This is a genomic window from Cohnella sp. SGD-V74 (genome assembly GCF_003001675.1).
Taxonomy (GTDB): domain Bacteria; phylum Bacillota; class Bacilli; order Paenibacillales; family Paenibacillaceae; genus Cohnella.
The window spans coordinates 157,690-170,816 of record NZ_PVYW01000007.1 but is presented as its reverse complement, the minus strand read 5'-3'; the positions used below and the strand labels follow the sequence as shown (position 1 = coordinate 170,816).

11 protein-coding genes are annotated in these 13,127 nt (G+C 61.1%); 1 reads left to right on the top strand and 10 read right to left on the bottom strand.

Annotated elements, in window-relative coordinates; genetic code table 11:
- Window positions 1-196 precede the first annotated feature (196 nt).
- On the top strand, window positions 197-1,393 hold the full coding sequence (gene fabV, locus B0G52_RS12945; RefSeq protein WP_094044839.1) for an enoyl-ACP reductase FabV: 1,197 nt from the start codon (window positions 197-199) through the stop codon (window positions 1,391-1,393).
- Window positions 1,394-1,472: 79 nt separating this feature from the next.
- On the opposite strand, the gene B0G52_RS12940 is transcribed toward fabV, so the two are convergent.
- The 10 genes from B0G52_RS12940 to B0G52_RS12895 all read right to left on the bottom strand — a co-directional run bounded on the left by B0G52_RS12940 (window position 1,473) and on the right by B0G52_RS12895 (window position 13,100).
- Complete coding sequence (locus tag B0G52_RS12940; protein ID WP_158223694.1) at window positions 1,473-3,227, bottom strand: methyl-accepting chemotaxis protein; 1,755 nt, start codon at window positions 3,225-3,227, stop codon at window positions 1,473-1,475.
- A 20-nt stretch (window positions 3,228-3,247) separates the two neighbouring features.
- Window positions 3,248-4,135: a fumarylacetoacetate hydrolase family protein gene (locus tag B0G52_RS12935; protein ID WP_233162638.1), complete on the bottom strand. Its 888-nt coding sequence runs from the start codon at window positions 4,133-4,135 to the stop codon at window positions 3,248-3,250.
- 66 nt (window positions 4,136-4,201) lie between these two features.
- Window positions 4,202-5,200 (bottom strand): Gfo/Idh/MocA family protein, encoded by a 999-nt coding sequence (locus B0G52_RS12930; RefSeq protein ID WP_094044835.1) that lies wholly within the window; start codon window positions 5,198-5,200, stop codon window positions 4,202-4,204.
- The gene (locus B0G52_RS12925; protein ID WP_094044833.1) at window positions 5,197-6,237 is read right to left on the bottom strand and encodes an alcohol dehydrogenase catalytic domain-containing protein; all 1,041 of its coding nucleotides are present in this window, start codon (window positions 6,235-6,237) and stop codon (window positions 5,197-5,199) included. Before B0G52_RS12925 ends, B0G52_RS12930 begins: the two co-directional genes overlap by 4 nt.
- A 71-nt stretch (window positions 6,238-6,308) precedes the next feature.
- Window positions 6,309-7,430, bottom strand: a complete 1,122-nt coding sequence (locus tag B0G52_RS12920) for an aminotransferase class V-fold PLP-dependent enzyme (RefSeq protein ID WP_158223693.1) — start codon at window positions 7,428-7,430, stop codon at window positions 6,309-6,311.
- 43 nt (window positions 7,431-7,473) lie between these two features.
- Window positions 7,474-8,214 (bottom strand): MBL fold metallo-hydrolase, encoded by a 741-nt coding sequence (locus B0G52_RS12915; protein ID WP_094044828.1) that lies wholly within the window; start codon window positions 8,212-8,214, stop codon window positions 7,474-7,476.
- Window positions 8,215-8,238: 24 nt separating this feature from the next.
- Window positions 8,239-8,628 carry a RidA family protein gene (locus B0G52_RS12910; RefSeq protein ID WP_094044826.1) on the bottom strand — a complete coding sequence of 130 codons (390 nt, stop codon included), beginning with the start codon at window positions 8,626-8,628 and terminating at the stop codon, window positions 8,239-8,241.
- 27 nt (window positions 8,629-8,655) lie between these two features.
- Window positions 8,656-9,801, bottom strand: coding sequence for a M20 family metallopeptidase (locus B0G52_RS12905; protein WP_158223692.1), 1,146 nt, complete (start codon window positions 9,799-9,801; stop codon window positions 8,656-8,658).
- Window positions 9,798-12,020: a glycoside hydrolase family 20 zincin-like fold domain-containing protein gene (locus B0G52_RS12900; protein WP_158223691.1), complete on the bottom strand. Its 2,223-nt coding sequence runs from the start codon at window positions 12,018-12,020 to the stop codon at window positions 9,798-9,800. The genes B0G52_RS12905 and B0G52_RS12900 overlap by 4 nt, the downstream gene beginning before the upstream one ends.
- A gap of 105 nt (window positions 12,021-12,125) precedes the next feature.
- Window positions 12,126-13,100 (bottom strand): substrate-binding domain-containing protein, encoded by a 975-nt coding sequence (locus B0G52_RS12895; RefSeq protein WP_158223690.1) that lies wholly within the window; start codon window positions 13,098-13,100, stop codon window positions 12,126-12,128.
- Between the last annotated feature and the right edge of the window lie 27 nt (window positions 13,101-13,127).

Below are 13,127 nucleotides of genomic sequence, written 5' to 3'. Positions count from 1 at the left end.
TTTAGAGGTACCTTATTAGGGTAACCAATCGCGGCGGCGATATCCTTAATTTTCTCTTAATCTTTCAAAACCGGGTGCGGGGAAAAGAGAATACGAGAGCCGGACGGGCATCCTTCCCCTGGAGTTTCCGTTTGCATGAAAATTCGTTAAAATAGACGTTATGGCAATCCGAGCATAGAAGGGAAAACGACGCACAATGATTATCAAACCAAGAACTCGCGGCTTTATCTGCACGACCGCGCACCCGCAAGGCTGCGCTGCGCAAGTCCGTCAGCAAATCGATTACGTCCAGGCCCGGCCGGCGATCCAGGGTCCCCGCAACGCGCTCGTCATCGGCGCGTCGGCAGGCTACGGCCTCGCGGCCCGCATCGTCGCCGCATTCGGCGCGCGCGCCAATACCGTCGGCGTCTACCGGCAAGGAGAACGCTCCGGGGGAAGAACCGCGTCTGCGGGCTGGTACAATTCTGCAGCTTTCGAGACCGCGGCCCAGGAAGCCGGACTGAAGTCGTTCAGCGTCACGGGAGACGCGTTCACGGACGAGACAAAGGCGAAAGCGGTCGACCTGATCCGCAAAGAGCTCGGACAGGTCGATCTGGTCATCTATAGCGTAGCCACCGCGCGGCGGACAAATCCACGCACGGGAGAGACGTCCACGTCGGTGCTCAAACCGATCGGACAGCCCTATACGAACAAAACCGTCAATTTCCATGACGGCGAAGTGAGCCTGGTGACTCTGGAGCCGGCTACGGAAGAAGAGATCCAAGCAACCGTAGACGTCATGGGCGGCGACGATTGGCAGATGTGGATCGACGCCCTGCGGGAGGGAGGCGTGCTCGCTCCTGACGCGACGACGATCTCGTACTCCTACATCGGGCCGGAGCTGACGCAAGCCATCTATCGCCAAGGCTCGATCGGACGGGCGAAGGACCATCTGGAAGCAACCGCGAAGCAGTTGCACGAACAGCTCTCGGCAGGCGGCGGACGCGCTTACGTCACGGTCGGCAAAGCGCTCGTAACGCAGTCCAGCTCGGCGATTCCGGTCGTGCCGCTGTATATCTCGGCGCTGTACAAAGTCATGAAGGAGAAAGGCATTCACGAAGGGTGTATCGAGCAGATGTATCGCCTGTTCGCCGACCGCCTTTACGCTGAGAACGCGGACAGCGTTCCGGTGGACGAAGCGGGCCGCATCCGGATCGACGACTGGGAGATGAGAGAGGACGTTCAGAAGGAAGTAGCCGACATCTGGAGCCGGATCGAGACGGCCAACATTTTCGAGCTGACCGATCTTGAAGGCTATCGGCGCGAGTTTTTCCAGCTGTTCGGCTTCGAGACGGACGGCGTCGACTACGAAGCGGACGTCGATCCGAGCGTCGGCGTTCCGAATGCGATTTGATCTTCAGCTCGTCCAATAAGGCCAAGGGGCTGTTCCGCGAGCAGGTCGTACGACCTTGCTCCAGGAACAGCCCCTTCGTTTATTCGGACGGACGAGAAGACGAGGAAACCTCGGAGTCGTTGTCCACTTTGAAATGGCCGACCGCTTCCTTCAGCGATTCGGACACTTCGAGCAGCTGCCGGGAAGTGCGCGACAATTCGTTCAACACCGCCGTCTGCTCCTCCGCCATCGCCGACATCTGTTCCGTGAACGCGGACGTCTCCTCCGTAATCCGTCCAATCTCTTCGGCCGAGCGCACGACATTGCCGCTGCCGGCCGCGATTTGGCCGATGGAGGACGCGGCTTCGATGACCTGCGCGGTCAGGGCGTCGACGTTGCCGACGATCTGCCGTACGTTCGTCTCCGCTTCGCGGATGGCGGACGTTCCGGCATATACCGTTTTCGAACTGTCTTCGATCAAACGGACGATCGTCCCGACGTCTCCGTTCATGCGCTTGAGCGTCTCTTCGATATTACCCGTCGACCTTGCCGTCTGATCGGCCAGCTTGCGGATTTCCGCGGCGACGACTCCGAAGCCCCGACCGTGCTCGCCCGCGCGGGCGGCCTCGATCGTTGCGTTAAGCGAGAGCAGATTCGTTTTCGTAGAAATGTCGCCCATATATTCCACAATCCCGAGAATTTGCCCGGATTGCTCCGACAGCTGCAGGACGCTTTGCTGGATGTCCGTGAACGCCCGGTCGATCTTGGCGACTTCCTCCCGCGTCTGGTCCAGATTCCGGCTGCCGCTCTCCGCGGCGGCCTGCGTCGTTCTCGCCAGCTCCGCGACTTGCCTGGTGCCGCTTGCTGCGAGCTCCAGGCCGCTCATGTTCTCCTGCATGATGGCGGTGATCTCTTCCGTCTGGGACACTTGGTTTTCCGCCCCTGCCGCCACTTTGCGGACGGCCTGGATCACTTCCCCGTTGATCTTGACCGTTCCCGCGGTGCCGTCGCCAACCTGTTCGGATACGGCGTAAAGCCGTGAAGCCTGTCCCTGGATTAGACGCATCATCGTCTGCATGGAGGCCAGCAGCTTGTTCGTCTCTTCTCCCAGCTCCCGCGTCTCGTCGGATGCCTTGACCGCGATGCGCCGGGTCAAATCTCCTCCGGAACGCGCGATATCGGCCAGCGCGGACGTTACCCGCTTAATATTGCGGGTAATATTGCGGGATATCGTCCAGGAAAAGGCGATCGTCAGCGCCGTCAGCACCGCAGCCATGATGTAGAGCAGCGTGCGCAGGCTGTCGTTGGCGTCGATCACAGCGGCGATGCGCTTCTCCGTGACGTATTTCTCGGATTGGCGCAACCGCGAAAGCTGCTCCTTCATTCCCGTCATTGCTTGCTTCCCCGGGTTTTCCGCGAAAAAACCGACGGCTTCCGAAGGGTTGTTCTCGTAAGACAACGTCTCCGCAGCCTTGTCGGACACGGCGTACCAACGTTCCATCGCTCCGGCTACGCCGGTCAGACGGCTCGTTTGGTCCGAATTGCCTTCGAACATCGTTTTCAGCGTATCGTATTCGCGCTGCCACTTCGCCTTCTCCCCTTCGTACACCTCAAGATCGGTCCTGTCGCCGGTAATGATCCCCCGGTACAGGGCGGTTTCCATGTTCGCGGCGTATTTGTCGAGCAAGTGAGTCGTCTCGTGAATGCGGAGATCCCGGTTGGAGAGCGACTCGATCTCGCTCTGGAGCGATCGGATCGTCCCCGACACGACGAGCAGCGATGCTCCCAGAAAAAGCAGCAGGGCGATGTAGCCGACGGTGATTTTATAGCCGATTTTGAAGCGAAATCCGGTCACGTCCATTCCCTCCCTGCCGCTTAAGCCCGCGGTGCAGACCCCTTCGGCTCCCTAACGTAGCGATTGCGGAGCGAGCCGATTCCTTGTACGCGGGCCTCCGTCACGTCCCCGTCCTCCAGCCATACCGGAGGCTTGCGTCCCAGTCCTACTCCGGGAGGCGTCCCGGTGCTGACGATGTCCCCGGGCATCAGCGTCATCGTGCGTGAGAGAAACGAAATCAAATACGGAATGTCGAAGATGAGATCCCTCGTATTGGCCAGCTGCATCGTAGAGCCGTTCAAGATCAGCGACAAATCCAGCTCGCCCGGATCGGCGATCGCGTCCTTCGTCACGATGCAGGGGCCGATCGGAGCGAACGTATCGATCGCCTTCCCGCGGGTCCACTGCCCTTCGGCCAACTGAATATCCCTGGCGCTGACGTCGTTGACGATCGTATAGCCGAACACGGCTTCCATCGCTTCAGCGGGGGATACCCGCTTCGTTTTTCTTCCGATCACGACCGCCAGCTCGACTTCGTAGTCGCACTGGGAGACTTCCTCGGGAATGATCACGTCGTCCTCTGGGCCGACGATCGAATTCGCGTATTTCGGAAAAAGCACCGGCACTTCGGGAACCGCCATATTCGACTCGGCCGCGTGATCGTAATAGTTAAGACCTACGAAGATCATTTTCTCGGGATTGTGGATCGGGGCCTCCAGCCGAACTTCCCCGAATTCGTAGAGCTCTTCGGCGTAATCGGCCAGTGCGCGGTTAAGCCCCGCAGGGTCTCCGCTGCCCGCCGTGCGCTCGATCCACGCCCGCATCGACGTCGCTTCGCGCACCGCCGCGACCCGTCCGTCCTCCCGCCACACGCCTAGTCTCGGTTCTTCTCCTGGTTCCGCGCGTTTCGTAAATTGTACCAGTCTCACACCCGCTTCTTCCTTTCCTTCGATCCGTGATTTGGATAACGCCGGCGCTCCGGCCGCCGCGAACGTTTAAAGCACAATCTCTTTCCCCTGACGCGAGGACCTGACGATCGCGTCCGCGACCTCGACTCCGTGAAGCGCGTCCTCGAAAGAAACCGCGGTCGGAGCGCGACCGTATAAAATGCACTGTCCGACGTAGTTCAATTGATCCGCGAGACAGCCGATAACCCGACCGCGCTGCCGATGGTGAATCGAGACGTCGGTCGTCCCCCGGCCGGCTCCGGTCCATGACTGCACGCCGGCAAGGCTCGTGTCGAAATGCGCGATACCCGTTTCGCCGATGACCTCCGTGCAATCGTTGATGGCGATGCCCGCGGCATCCGGCGTCATCCAATTGCTGTGCAGCACGGCCACCGTTCCGTTCTCGAACTGCAGCTGCGCCCAGAGCACTTCCGGCGACTCCTCTCCCGTAACCGAACAGCCCGTCGCGTACACTTTTTTCACTTTGCTGTCCGCATACCAGATCGCCTGATCCAAATCGTGAATCATCAATTCGTAGACGGTATGCGTACGGCGGTACGTGGCGAACAAGCCGTTTTCCCGAGACCTCTTCAAGTAGATGCTGACCGGTTTCCCGATCCGTCCGTCGGCGATAATCTGCTTGATCTCCGCATACTTGGGCTCGAAGCGGAGCAGATGGCCGGGAATGACATAGCGCCCGTACTCCCGGGAAGCGGCCAGCATTTGTTCGGCCTCTTCGGGTACCGTCGTGACCGGCTTCTCGACGATGACGTGCTTGCCCGCTCGAAGAGCCAGCAGCGTGGGCTGCAGATGGTTGCGCTCGTAGGTGACGACGCTGATCAGCTCGATGTCCGGTTCCCCGGCCAGCATAGCCTCGGCGTCGGAATAGACGTTGGACACCCGATACTGCTCCCGGGCGATATGCAACCGTTCGGGATTCGCGTCGCATACGGCCGCAACCTCCGCGAACGGCAGCTGACCGTACGCTTCCAGATGGCTCAGGCCCCAGCTTCCCAGGCCGATGATGCCGACTTTTAACTTCTTCATGCCTGCTCACCGCCCATTGCCAGAATAATTTTGCCCGACTTCACGCGCCCTCCGACCAGATCCCGGAACGCGTCCCCGCCGGTCGAGAGCGGACGGATCTCTGTCCATCCCTCCTCTGTGACGCTGCCGTTGATCAACAGGTCGACGGCGTCGCGAAAATCCTGCTCGTTGTAGCAGAAAGAGCCCAGCAGTTCGACTTCGCCGCGAATCTGGGCGTTGATCGGCAGCACCGTGTCGTCTATGCCCAGCCCGATATTCATTATCGTGCCTCCGGCATTGACGATCGACATGGCGGCAGAACGCGTAGGCTGGAAGCCTGCCGCATCGATGACGACGTCCACGCCCTTCTCCCCTGCGAGGCGGCCGATCTCTTCCCGGATGTCCGCGGACCGCGGATTGATCGTTACGTCCGCCGCCGCGACCTTTGCCGCCATGTCAAGGCGCTCGTCCTGCGTGTCGAGCACGATGACCCGTTCCGCGCCGAGCAGCTTGGCCGTCTTGGCGCACAAAATTCCGATTCCGCCGGCGCCGAACACGACGACGTTGGCGAAAGAATGTCGCTGCATCGCCCGCCGCGTCGCGCGCAGCGAGCAGGCAAGCGGCTCGGCCAGGGCGGCGCGGAACGGATCGAGGCTTTCCGGCACCGGAATGACGTTGGACGCCGGCACGGCTACGTATTCGCCGAACGCTCCCGGACGATGAATGCCGACAATACGGCGAACGGCGCACAGCTGGGTATTCCCTTTGCGGCAGGCCGCGCACGCTCCGCAATAGCTCAGCGGATTGACGACCGCCTTCTGGCCAACGCCGAATCCGGCCGCGCGGCTGCCCAGCTCGACGATCCTTCCGCAAAATTCGTGTCCCATGACCAGCGGCGGCACGCGCAAACTGTTATGGCCCAAATAACCTTCGATTTCCGATCCGCAGATGCCGACCGCCTCCACCCGGATCAGAACTTCGTTCTCTCCCGGCACCGGCTTGTCGAGAGAAGCCGTATACTCCATGTTCTCCGCGGCCGTCCATACAAGTGCTTGCATAATGGGTTTCTCCTCCGTTCCATGCGGCGATATCAATTCGAATGGTCCTTGCCCGCCTCCGCCGTCTCCTCTTATTCGATCTCGACCGTGAGCAGATTGACCAGCCGACGGATGTCCGCCGAGTCGTTAAAAGCGTGAATCGAAGCGCGCACGCGCTCGTCCCCGCCCATCACGTAGACGTTCCGGGCGGCCAACCGGTCGGCGATCCGCTCCGCGTCGCCACGCGCGAAGCTGATATTGCCGGCGCGCCGCGCGGGAATGTCCGGCGTCATGACCTGCAGCCCAAGGGAGCTTAACCGTTCGATCAACTGCGCTCCCAAAGCCAGCACGTGGCGCTCGATCCTGTCGATGCCGGTTTCCAGCAGCAATCGCGTAGCCCGTTCGAGCGCGTAAACGGTCGGATAGCTCGGATAGCCGAGCTCGAAACGCCTCGCGTCGGCATGCACCGCGTAAGAAGCAAATCTGTCTCCACCGGGGACTCCAGCGACGCTTCGCCAACCGACGTAAGTCGGAACGAGCTCTTCGGACCGCCCCGGATTAAGCGCCAGAATGCCTGCCCCATGCGTGGACAACAGCCACTTGTATGAGCTGCAGACGAGTATGTCCGTATGGCGGATATCGACCGGCACGACGCCCAGCGATTGCGTCGCGTCCAGCAGCATCAGGGCGTTCGTCTTCCGAAGCTCATCGTAAAGCTTGACGTAATCGATCCTCGTCCCCGACAGGTAACTGACGTGGCTCGTCATGACCAGCCGGGTGCGCTCGTCGACCAGATCCAGGATCGCGTCCGTCTCCATTCCCCAGTTGCTGTGCTTCGCGACCCGGACTTCCACGCCCTGCCGCTTCAACGCCAGCCAAGGAAGAACTCCCGAAGGAAACTCGAGATTGTTGATGACGACGTTGTCTCCCGGACGCATCGGCAGCGCCTGCGCGACCATCGAAATCGCCTCTGACGAGTTCGACATCAGGGCGACGCTCTCCGCTTGCCCCCCGAACAGCCGGGCCAGATTGGTCTTGCAGGCCCATTCCGTCTCCGCGTTCCGTTCCCGTCCCCCAGGGCCCGTCGAGCGGGCAAGCATATATTCCGTAACGGCCTCCAGCACCTTCCGGTGCACGGGCGCCTCCGCTCCACAGAAAAACCACGAGCTTCGGTCCAGGCCGATAAAATCGTTTTTATCCCACAATGCTTCCATTATTAAATCCGTCCCTTCCAGCGCGGATCGCCGTTCGCGTCGTCTATAAATTCGGTGGCAGCTCCAGCCGGCTGAAGCAGTCGTGCGCTTTCCCGATATGCCGGCCGGCGTTCGCCAGCAGGAACGGGCCGTGCCCGGGATACAGACGGTCGATGTCCAGCCGATGCAGCCTCTCGATCGTGCGGGCGTACTCTTCGATATTGCAATCCCAGACATACTGCAGGACGACTTTGCCTCCGGCGAAAACGGCGTCCCCCGCGAACAGGCTCCGCGCCCCTTTCTCCGCATCCCACAAAAAGCTGATATGTCCCCGCGCATGGCCCGGGCTGTCGACGACCCGGAGTTCGATGTCGCCGACGAGGATCCCGTCTCCTTCGCCGACGCTTCTCGATACGGGACAAGCCGGGAAGGAATAGTCCGGATCGTATACGCCGCCGCGCTTGGCGTGATTCAGACTCGTCTTGTCCATGTCTCCCGCCTCCAGCCACGGAGCCGCTTCCCTCGAAGCGATGACCTCCAGTCCGTATCGGCTGCGAAAATAGGCGGCTCCCGCCGCATGATCGCCATGAACGTGCGTGAGCAGCAAGTATCGGACCCGCTCCATCGCGAATCCGCTCCGCTCGATGTTGGCCACGATCCGCTCCGGTTCGATTCCTCCCCCGGCATCGATCAGGGCGCACTCCGCCCCGCCGTCCAGCAAATAAACGTTGCAATCCATGGACTCGCTTAATTCCATGCCGTACTTGCCGCTTCCCACCAAATATACGCGTTCGCTAATGTTCATCCGCCGTCCGCTCCCGTCCCGCCGTTAATTGCCGATGGCGGCGATGCACTCGATTTCCACCCGCATGCCTGGCGGGAACTTACCGATCTCCACCGTGCTGCGGGCAGGCGGATCGACCTTGAAAAAAGCCGAGTAGGCTGCGTCGTATTCCGCGAACCGATCCAGATCGTCGATAAAAGCGGTCACCTTCAACACTTGGTCGAGCGACGATCCTGCCGCCTCCAAAATGCGGCCGATATACTCCAGCACCAGCGTCGTCTGCTTGCCCATATCGCCCGGGTACTTCACCGTCTTGGAGCCGAGCTCGAACGGGCACGTGCCCGCGACGTAGATCAGATTGCCGTACTTGACCGCCTGCGAGTAGCTTCCCGCCGGCATCGGCGCCTGATCGGTGCAAATGATTTCCTTGTTCATCCGTTGTCCCTCCATCTTCGGTGGCGTTCATGCCCGGAAAGACCGGGCCAGTTCAATATAGAAGCGCGCCGCCTCTTCGACTTCCGACACGAGCACCCACTCTTCGGGAGAATGCGCCTGATCGATGGAACCCGGTCCATACACGATCGAGGGAATTCCCTTGATGCCCTGAAGCTTGCTCGCGTCGCTCCCGTAGGTTTCGCCGTAGAGGCCGATCTGCAGCCCCAGACGATCCGCCGCGGCCTTGGCGGCCCCCACGATTCCCGCGTCATGGGGAGTAGCGAGCGCGTAATCCAGCAGCAGCCGCTCCACCTCGGCACGAATGCCCTTCCCGGCGCAGAAGGCTTCCAGCTCCCGCTCGATGCCGGTCATGACCTCCTCCGGGTTCTCGCCCGGGACGATCCGGCGGTCGACCCGAATCGTGCAGCGCTCCGGCACGATATTGATCTGGTCTCCGCCCTGGATCGTGCCGATCGATACGGTGGCGGCTCCGCACAGCGGATCGCGGATATCGGCCAGCCCCGGAGCCATCCGTTCCGAAATATGGCGGACGATCTCCGCCATGGCGACGATGGCGTTCTCCCCTTCGTGCGGAACGGAGCTGTGCGCGGCCCTGCCGAACGTATGCACCGCGAAGCGGACGCAGCCTTTGTGCGCGACGACGATCTTCATTTCGGTCGGCTCTCCGACGACCGCTCCCGCGACCGGCAGGTCAAGCTCCAGAAACTTCAACAGCCCGCGAAAGGCGTGCTCCTCGTCCACGGATGCGCAGAGTACCAGATCGGAGCTTAGCCGCTCCGGCTCGGCCGCGCATTCCTCCAGCGCGACGATCATCGCCGCAAGCGAACTCTTCGTGTCGCAGGCCCCTCTCCCGTAAAGCCTCCCGTCCCGCCGAACCGGCTCCAGAGGCCGGGGCATGCTGCCAAGCGACACGGTATCCATATGCGCCTCGAACAGCAGCACCGATTCGGGATGCCCTGAACGCAATTCGACGATCAGGTTATCCCGGCCGTCCATCACCTGCTGGCGGGTTACCTTCAGTCCGGCCTGAAGGCAATACGCCTCGATGAACCGGGAGATCGCCATCTCCCCCTGAGCTCCCTCCCCGTAGTGGGGATTGACGCTCTGGATGGCGATCAGCTTCTCCAGCAGTTCCACGGCTCGCCGGCTCATGCCTTCGCTCCCTCCCGTCCGCGAATCGCAGCGTGAGGCTTGGCCCGGGCGATCTTCGGTCCCCATTCCAGCAGCCATTCCCAGGGCAGGCTCTCGCCTCCGACGATATAGGCGGCGTCTTCGTTCGGTTTATACCGTTCTCCCAGCCGCTCGGCGAACGTCTTCTTGTATTCGTTGATCACCTGAGGGATGTAATATTCCCCGATGGCGACGCCCGTCCAGCAATGCTCCTTCGTGTCGAAGTAATGCTCCTTGATCAGCCTGTAATCTTCCTCGGCGTGATAGAGGGCGCAGTCGGCCAGCCTCTCCAACCGCTCCGCGTCGTTCCGTCCCTGATCGCGCTCGTCGAGATAGCGATTGAAGAAGATGCCGGCACGGATGACCTCTCTCATCCGCAGCGCCATGATCCGCGTTGCTTCCGCGGACTCGCGCTGAAGCGCCGACAGTCCGGGCGTTGCCAGAATCGCTTCCAGATCGGCAAGCGCGCTCTCGGCGGCCATCTCGCAATCTTCCAGATACCGCCGTCCTTCGTCGCCGATATATTTGTTCGGCATGAACGGGAAGGACGGGAGCGTATCGCAGATCTGCGTCTCGTGAATGCACGGCAGCGTTCGGATCAGCCGCTCGTAGCGCGCTCCGTTCGCCTCGCCGAACAAATGCCTCGCCGCGTGCGCCAGGAACTCGCCCTGAGTTTGCGCCCAAGCGTTCCACCCGTACTGCGCCGCCGCCATGAAGAACAGCTCGTGCCCGTACCACTCGAAGCCGTACCCGTTGATCCCCTCGCATCCGGTGTTCACGGCGCCCTGAAATTGGGAGATGTCGTTCCACAGATGCTGGAAGGCGTAATTTTTCAAGCTCTCCGGGAACGTGTCCGGAATGATATACGGGATGCGGCCGAGACTGGCCGCGAAACCGCTGCCCTCGCAGTTGCGGGACCAGATGCGCTCCGGCCCGAACACCTCGACCCATTTCAGAAACTCCCGGTCGTCATCCTCCAGCCCCGGCGCCCAGAACAGCTTGACCCTCTCCGGAAGCTTGTCCCTCCACGTCTCGAGCACCGCCCGGTCCTTGACGATCGGGGGCTCTCGCAGCCAGCGGACGGCGATCATCGTCTCCGGCCGAAGAACCTCTTCGTAAGCCCACAGCAGATCGACCGATACCGAATGCTTGGCGTCATTGGGCGGCAGGTGGCCGTACTTCTCCTTGCATGCCTCGCATTGGCAGAACCACTGCACTTCCTCGCTCTCCTCGAAGACGAGTCCGTTGAACCCCAACTGCTCGATCCGCTTCACGCTTGCGATCAAATAGTCGCGGACGTCTTTCCTCGACGCGCACAAGGAGTCGTAATTGTTCACGTGCCCTTGATCGAGCAGCTCTCGGCTCAATTGCCCCCGGCTCTCCGGATGCGCTACCGGGTAGCCGCCGCTGTACGAGTTGAGGCCGATGTAAGCGTACATGTCGATGCCTCTGTCGTTCGCGTAACGAATGATTTCTTCCAGAAACGGCTTGCGGAGGTTCGGATGGGTAAACGATACCTCGATCCAGTCCCCGATCTCCTTGGACCAGGTGTGCACCTTCAGATCGCGCAGCACGGTTTCCGGATACTCCGGAAATTCGAACGGCCAGAAGCCGTACATCACGAGGTTAAGCGCATTGATCTTGTGCCTGAAACACCAATCGATAAACGCCTTCCAGCGCGGCCCTTCCCACAGCTGCGTGCCGAAGCCGGCGCGCGCGAACCCCGCATACCAGGTCAGCGTCGGCGACACGATCCGCTTCCGCGCATCCGGCCCGTCGACGATATCGACCGCCGGTAGCGCGCCGTCCGGAGATTCTCTCAGCAGCGAGAGCAGCGTAACCAGACCGTACAGCGCGCCGATTCCTCCGCCGCCGTAGATGGTCGCTCCGCCGTCCCCGATCGTCAACCGATAAGATTGCTCCGGATGGGCCAGTTCGTTCAGCCGTTCCCGATCGATCCGAGGGACGGATTCGCCGACCGCGATCGCGAGATCGGCCTCCGTTCGTCCGGGCGCCGTACGAAGCCGTTCGAAGCCCGCCTCCCGCAGCTCGCTCCGGACCACGCCGCTCTCCGCAGCCGAAAGTCCTTCTATATATACCGTGATCGAATCCCTCCGGAAAACGACTTCCCCTTCCGCACGCACCGCTCTCTGCGGCACGGGAAGCAGCGAGTAAGCGTACCTTCCCAGAGCGTCGCTCATAGCCATAGCCCCCTTATTCCGTAAAATCTCGGTAAAAGACGGGCATACGGAGGATCGAGCCGTCCGTATGCCCTGACAGCGGCGATGCCCTCGCCCCGCGGAAAGTTACTCCGACAAATATTGGCCGATATTGTCTCCGGTAATCGGCACGTAATCCACCAGTTCTTTCTTCTCGAACTTCTCGCCCTTGATCAGTCCGACGGCAACTTCTACGGCACGCTTGCCTTCCGCCGTTACATTGTCCAGAACGGTCGCCGCCAGGCGTCCTTCCTTAACCGCCTTCATGGCATCTGCAATGCCGTCGATGCCGACGACGATAATGTCTGAGCGGCCCGCGGCTTCCACGGCCTGAAGGGCTCCCATCGCCATTTCGTCGTTCTGCGCCGCGATCGCGGAGATTTCCGGAAAGCGCTGCAGCCAGTCTTCGGTGATGCTCATCGCTTCGTCGCGATTCCAGTTGGCCGTCTGCTCGGTGATTTTCTTGACGTCGGGATACTTGTCGAACAACGCTTCCTGCAGGCCCGCGCCTCGCGTAATCTCCGCGGAATGGCCGATCTGGCCCTGAAGCAGCGCCACACTGCCCTTGCCCCCGAGCTTGTCCGCCAGAATTTCGCCCATCATGACCCCGGATTGCTTCGGATCCGTCCCGACGAACACGTCGTAATTTTCGTTCTCCGTATACGTGATGACCTCGACCAGCGGGATGCCGGCTTCTTTCACCTTGTCTACGGCCGGACTCGAGCCGACGAAATCGACCGAGTTCAGAATGACGGCGTCGACTTTCTGCGCCACCAGCGTATCGACTTGGTTCAACTGCTCTTCGATCTTGTCCTGGCTGTCCATCACGACGAGTTCGACGTTCAGCTCGCCGGCCTTCTCCTGCATCGATTCCACGAGCGACTTGATGAATTCGTGCGACAGCCCTTGCGCGGCCACACCGATTTTATAGCTTTTGCCGCCGGACGCCGCCTCGCCTCCGCTTGCCGAGCTTCCGGTATTGTTCTTGCCGCCGCACCCCGTCAATACGACAGCCGTCACTACCCCCGCGATCAACCACTTCCACGCCGACTTTCTCTTCATACCCTTTTCTCCTCCCATGTCGCTTAT

What these genes read in the sequence shown, in the direction of transcription:
- B0G52_RS12920 (WP_158223693.1), bottom strand. Translation starts at nt 7,430, where the DNA reads ATGGAAGCATTGTGGGATAAAAACGATTTTATCGGCCTGGACCGAAGC.
- fabV (WP_094044839.1), top strand. Translation starts at nt 197, where the DNA reads ATGATTATCAAACCAAGAACTCGCGGCTTTATCTGCACGACCGCGCAC.
- B0G52_RS12910 (WP_094044826.1), bottom strand. Translation starts at nt 8,628, where the DNA reads ATGAACAAGGAAATCATTTGCACCGATCAGGCGCCGATGCCGGCGGGA.
- B0G52_RS12915 (WP_094044828.1), bottom strand. Translation starts at nt 8,214, where the DNA reads ATGAACATTAGCGAACGCGTATATTTGGTGGGAAGCGGCAAGTACGGC.
- B0G52_RS12930 (WP_094044835.1), bottom strand. Translation starts at nt 5,200, where the DNA reads ATGAAGAAGTTAAAAGTCGGCATCATCGGCCTGGGAAGCTGGGGCCTG.
- B0G52_RS12925 (WP_094044833.1), bottom strand. Translation starts at nt 6,237, where the DNA reads ATGCAAGCACTTGTATGGACGGCCGCGGAGAACATGGAGTATACGGCT.
- B0G52_RS12900 (WP_158223691.1), bottom strand. Translation starts at nt 12,020, where the DNA reads ATGAGCGACGCTCTGGGAAGGTACGCTTACTCGCTGCTTCCCGTGCCG.
- B0G52_RS12895 (WP_158223690.1), bottom strand. Translation starts at nt 13,100, where the DNA reads ATGAAGAGAAAGTCGGCGTGGAAGTGGTTGATCGCGGGGGTAGTGACG.
- B0G52_RS12905 (WP_158223692.1), bottom strand. Translation starts at nt 9,801, where the DNA reads ATGAGCCGGCGAGCCGTGGAACTGCTGGAGAAGCTGATCGCCATCCAG.